Genomic DNA, 4,939 nt, shown 5'->3' with positions numbered 1-4,939 from the left:
CCAGCCGCCCGTAGTCGCCGCCGAGCGCCGCATAGGTCGTGCTGACCGGGCAGACCCCGCGCCCAGAGGCCTGGGCCGCGAAGCTCATCACCGCGAAGGCCGGCGTGTTGCCGGCCAGCACCAGGACCGGGCCTGGCTGAGGCTGATCCATCAACCACTGGGTGGCTGCGTCCATGTCGCGCTTGAGCTCGGCGAAGGTGGTGTAGACCCACTCGCCGTCCGGCCCGCGGCGGGCCAGGGCCCGCTTGTCCGCGGAGGTCGCGGCGCGCGCGGCGAAGGCCGCGGGGATGTTGGCTTCGTAGGGGCGTAGCGGGATTTTCGAGGTGATCAGAATCGTCCCGTCGGCGCGGCGTTCGATGTCCAGATCGACCGGCAGGAGCTTGGCTTCACGGAAGGGCGCTGACGATTCGGAGATGCTGTCAGTCATCGTCAGACGCCTCCTTGGCCTATTGCGGCATGGGTCTGGTTCATCTGAGATCCCCTCGGAACGGCGTCGCCACCGGTCGGGTCGCCACGCCCGGCGGAGCGGCGCAGACGACGGGGATGGTGTTCAGAACCATGCCGGCGAGGCCGAGCTGCTCGGCGGAGGTGCGCGTCGTGTCGCCGGCCCGCTTCTCCATGTCGATGGCGATCCTCACGCCCGGATCTCCCGTGACGTGGATGCGCCAGAGCGGCGGATCGGGGTCGGGCAGGTGAGCCGCCTCCATGTACCAGTGGATCGACATGGTCAGCCGGGGCGCGCCATCCACGAGCGCGCGCCAACGCCAGTTCACGTGGCTGACGCCGCCCTTGGCGATGGGTCCGGCGGCCACATGCAGGTCGTCGGTGGCCGGCAGCACCACATGGTCGGTCTCGATCGCGTCGACGGTGAGGCCCAGATGCTCGGCCATGGCCGAAAGCACCTCGACATACATGCCGTTCAGGGAGGAGGCCGGCCCCCAGGACGGGTCGTTCGGGTCGACGGTCTCCGGATCGCTGCCGAAGCCCAGGACGCGGAAGACGTAGTCGGGGTTGCGGACCACCCGGCAGTCGACGCTCTCGACGATCTCGATGTGGTCCAGCTCGGCGCAGACGCCGCTGGCGATGACGGCGATCTGCTCGGCCGCGAAGCCGGGGTTGAGACCGGCGGCCATGAGGGTGCTCCCGCCCTTCTCGCAGGCGGCCTGCAGGGCGATCAACCGGTCCCCTGTCCAGTGCTGGGGCCGGCTGTAGCCATTGATGCTGATGACGTTCTTGCCCGAGGCCAGCAGCGCCAGGATGTCGGCGTCGTGCGATCCATAGGGCGGCGCCAGGCGCGCGGCGTGGATCACGACGTCGGCGTCGAGGGCGAGGACTTCATCGACGTCGCGGGTGGCGATGACCCCAGTGGGAGGTCGCCGGGCGATGTCGCCAGCGTCACGGCCGACCTTGTCGTCGCCATAGACATAGAGGCCCACCAGTTCCATCGCCGGATGGTCGATCACCGCCCGCAGGCAGCTCTTTCCCATGGCGCCGGTGGCCCACTGGATGACGCGATAGGCCATGCCGCTCCCTCTGTTCGAAGAAGTCTAGCGGAACGAGTATCGTTATGAAAGTGACTATCGCGCTTCCCCGCGCCTAGGCGGGGGCGAGATCCGCTCGAGGGCCTTCGGCCTCGATCACCTCGAAGGTCACGTCATGCGGTTCGACCGGCTGGCTGCAGCAGGAGCAGGTCACCGCCGCCTCCAGGTCGTGGCCATCGGCCTTGTGCGTCAGCAGCAGGGGCGGGCCCTCGGGCGAGACGTAATACTTGTCGCCCCACTGCAGAAGCATCAGCAGGACCGGATAGTAGTCGATGCCTTTTTCGGTCAGCCGGTACTCCGACCGACGGCCGGGCAAGTCGTGGGCGCGGATCACGCCCTGGGCCGTCAGCCAGGACAGCCGCTCGGACAGGATGTTGGTGGCCATGGCCGTGTCGCGGTGGATTTCGTCGAAACGACGCAGGCCCGTGAAGATCGAACGCAGGATCAGGCTGGCCCACCGGTCGCCGGTGATCTGGGCCACGTCGACCATAAGACTGGAGCCCAGCTCGACAGCATAGCGTTGCTGGCGGCGTCGGCTGTAGCGCGCGCTCATCCAGCCGACGCCGGGCCCCTCGGTCCAGTCGACATCGCGGGCGCTGATCTCGTCGCCGCACTTCAGGCAGGTCGGCACGGGATCGAAGACGTGGCCGCAGGTGCGGTGGCGGATCTTCAGCTGCAGCTTGCCGTCGGCCGGGCCCCAGCGCCGCTCCCAGCGCAGCATCATCAAGGATGGCCAATAGAGGTCGCGGCCCTTGCGGGTCAGCCGATACTCGAAGCGCGGAGGGCTCTCGCTGTAGATCACCTTTTCGAAGACCTCGGCCGCCACCAGGCGCTTCAGCCGGTCGCTGAGCAGGGTCTGGAGCAGGCCGGTGCGGGCGCGGAACTGGTCGAACCGCCGGGCGCCGATCCAGCTCGCCTCGATGATCAGCAGGACCGAGGTGTCCCCGACCACCTCCAGCGCGCGCCAGATCGAACAGGTGCGGATGAACTTCGGCGGCGACATATGGTGGTCTTCAGGCTCCACGGATCAGTCTGATAAGGCTCGCGGAATGGGTCCGGTTGCGCAAGCGGCTTTCGAAGATCGCGTATCGGCGGCCGGCCGACTGTCCTGGGACGGTCAGGAGGCGGCCACCCCCGACAGCTCGCGACGCAACACCTTGCCCAGCGGGTTCCGGGGCAGGGCCTCCACGATCCGCAGCTTTTCCGGCAGCTTGTAGGTCGCCACGTCCTGCGCCTTCAGGTGATCGCAGAGTTCGTCTAGGCTGAGCGTCTGGTCCGGCCGCAGCGCCACGACCGCGCAGACCCGCTCGCCCAGCCGCTCGTCGGGATAGGCCGAGCAACTCGCCTCCCGGACCTTGGGATGGCTTTCGATCAAAACGTCGACTTCGGCGGGCGAGATGTTCTGACCGCCGCGGATGATGATCTCCTTGCAGCGTCCGACGAAGCGGTAGTAGCGGCCGCCGGCTTCCGGCGCGATTTCGAACAGGTCGCCGGTCCGGAAATAGCCCTCGGCGTCGAAGGCCTCGGCCGTTAGCTTCGGCGCCTGCCAGTAACCGTCGAAGGTCATGGCGCCGTCGATGCGCAACTCGCCCTCCACGCCGGGCGCTGTGATCTCTCGCTCGGTCGCGAGGTCGACGAGGCGGGTGCGGATCTTGGCGGGGAAGGCCGCGGGCCAATCGATGCCCGCCGCGCCAAACCGGGGGAAGAAGCGCGCGCGCTGCTCAGGGTCGGGGATGGCCTGACCTGTCGAGAAGAGCGAAGCGCCCTCGTTCGAGCCGAAAACGTTCATCACCGTGACGCCGTGGCGGTCCTGCCAGCCCTTGACCATCCAGGGCGCCAGCGGCGCCGAGCCTGAGCCCAGGCAGCGCAGGTTCGACAGGTCGGTGGCCGACAACAGCGCCTCGTTGTTCAGCAGCATGTTCAGCACCGCGGGCGGGGCGACGGTATAGGCCACCCGTTCGTCCTGCATCTGGCCAAGGAAGATCGGCAGGTCGAAGGGCTGATGCTGGATCAGCCGTCCCTGACAGACCAACCACGGCATCACCATCCCGCCGATGGAGGCGATGTTGATCAATGGGAAGGGGTTGAGGATCGCGTCGCCGGGCTTGAGGCCGGCGGCCTCGACCAGGGCCTCGCCATTGACCACCCAGTGATCATGGTGGCGGGGCACGCCCTTCGGCGAGGCCTCGGTGCCCGAGGTCCAGCAGAGCGTCAGCGCCTCGGCGGCGTCCTGATCGGTGGGGGCGGGGAACGACGTCGCCGGAGAGTCCGCCATCAGTTGGTCCAGGGCGTGGGCGCCGCCGGGCGCCGCGGCGCCCAGCACGACGACCTGGGCGGTCGTCACGCCCGCGCGCTGAAGCTCCAGCAGCATGGCGGCATGATCGTGGCCGTGGAACAGGCCGGTGGTCAGATAGACCCGAGGGGTCACGGCAGGCAGGATCTGGCGCAGCTCATGGGCGCGGTAGGCGGTGGCCACCGGGCTGAGGATCGCCCCCATCCGAGCGCAGGCCAGGAAGGCTATGACGCCCTCCACCACGTTCGGCAGCTGGGTCGCCACCACATCGCCGCGCGCCACGCCCAGTCCCGCGAAGGCATGGGCCATGGCGCTCACGGCGCGGTCCAGCTTGGCGAAGGTCAGGCGACGCTGCCGCGAGCCGACCAAGGCCTCGCGGTTGGGCGCGTCCACCAGCGCTTCGGCCTCTCCGCGCGCGACCACGGCCTTGCGCAAAAGGCTATCGACGGTTTCGCCCCGCCACCAGCCCTTCCGGCGGTAGTCGGCGACACGTTCAGGCGGGCTGGGAAACAAGCGCAACTCCGAGGCTGGCCGCGGCGAGGTCAACAGGGCTCGCACAGTGCGTACTGTAATGCAAGTTGACGCGTCGGATCGCAAGCCGCGGGTGACAACACGGACAGCGTTGGGTTTCCTGGCGGCTGGGGCGACCTTGGCGTAGAAGGCCGCATCGTGTCTCAGGGTCGGCTCGAGACCGTCCCTTCAACGGACTGAAGCTGCAAGTGAACGTGCGAGACGATCAAGCTCATAGACTGTCCGTCGCCCCGATGATGGACTGGACAGATATTCTATAAAAATCAAATAGATGCCGTATAGTCGGCGCGCGTCTTGTGCACCGTACGTTCTCGTAGAATCTCGGTTTGGGTCGCGCGAGAGTCGGCGTTTCCGCGACTGGACGGACCGTCGCCAAAAGACGTCAGCCGACGTTGAATGCTGAGAGCAGAATGTTGGCTAGGCAAACTAGCTCTGCCGCCAGCGAAATGGCGCCGATCCAGAGGCGCACGCGATTGTCTTGGGTCATTGGGAGCTCCGTGTGGGAGCCCCTCCAGTACCGTCACGACAGCAGCCGGTGTCGACCAACTTTGATCATCCAGTGGGTAAATCGCGC

Annotated in this window: 3 protein-coding genes and 1 pseudogene; all 4 read right to left on the bottom strand. The window is 67.4% G+C overall.

Annotated elements, in window-relative coordinates:
• Window positions 1-427, bottom strand: a pseudogene (locus RMO04_RS06585) (acyl-CoA synthetase); the annotation flags it as partial.
• A 40-nt stretch (window positions 428-467) separates the two neighbouring features.
• Window positions 468-1,523: a hypothetical protein gene (locus RMO04_RS06580; RefSeq protein ID WP_309643989.1), complete on the bottom strand. Its 1,056-nt coding sequence runs from the start codon at window positions 1,521-1,523 to the stop codon at window positions 468-470.
• A gap of 73 nt (window positions 1,524-1,596) precedes the next feature.
• Complete coding sequence (locus RMO04_RS06575; RefSeq protein ID WP_309643988.1) at window positions 1,597-2,544, bottom strand: helix-turn-helix domain-containing protein; 948 nt, start codon at window positions 2,542-2,544, stop codon at window positions 1,597-1,599.
• A gap of 114 nt (window positions 2,545-2,658) precedes the next feature.
• Window positions 2,659-4,347: a class I adenylate-forming enzyme family protein gene (locus RMO04_RS06570; protein WP_309643987.1), complete on the bottom strand. Its 1,689-nt coding sequence runs from the start codon at window positions 4,345-4,347 to the stop codon at window positions 2,659-2,661.
• Window positions 4,348-4,939 lie beyond the last annotated feature (592 nt).

Source organism: Phenylobacterium sp. (assembly GCF_031412415.1).
Taxonomy (GTDB): domain Bacteria; phylum Pseudomonadota; class Alphaproteobacteria; order Caulobacterales; family Caulobacteraceae; genus Phenylobacterium.
This window is presented reverse-complemented; position numbering and strand designations above follow the sequence as displayed.

What these genes read in the sequence shown, in the direction of transcription:
- RMO04_RS06580 (WP_309643989.1), bottom strand. Translation starts at nt 1,523, where the DNA reads ATGGCCTATCGCGTCATCCAGTGGGCCACCGGCGCCATGGGAAAGAGC.
- RMO04_RS06575 (WP_309643988.1), bottom strand. Translation starts at nt 2,544, where the DNA reads ATGTCGCCGCCGAAGTTCATCCGCACCTGTTCGATCTGGCGCGCGCTG.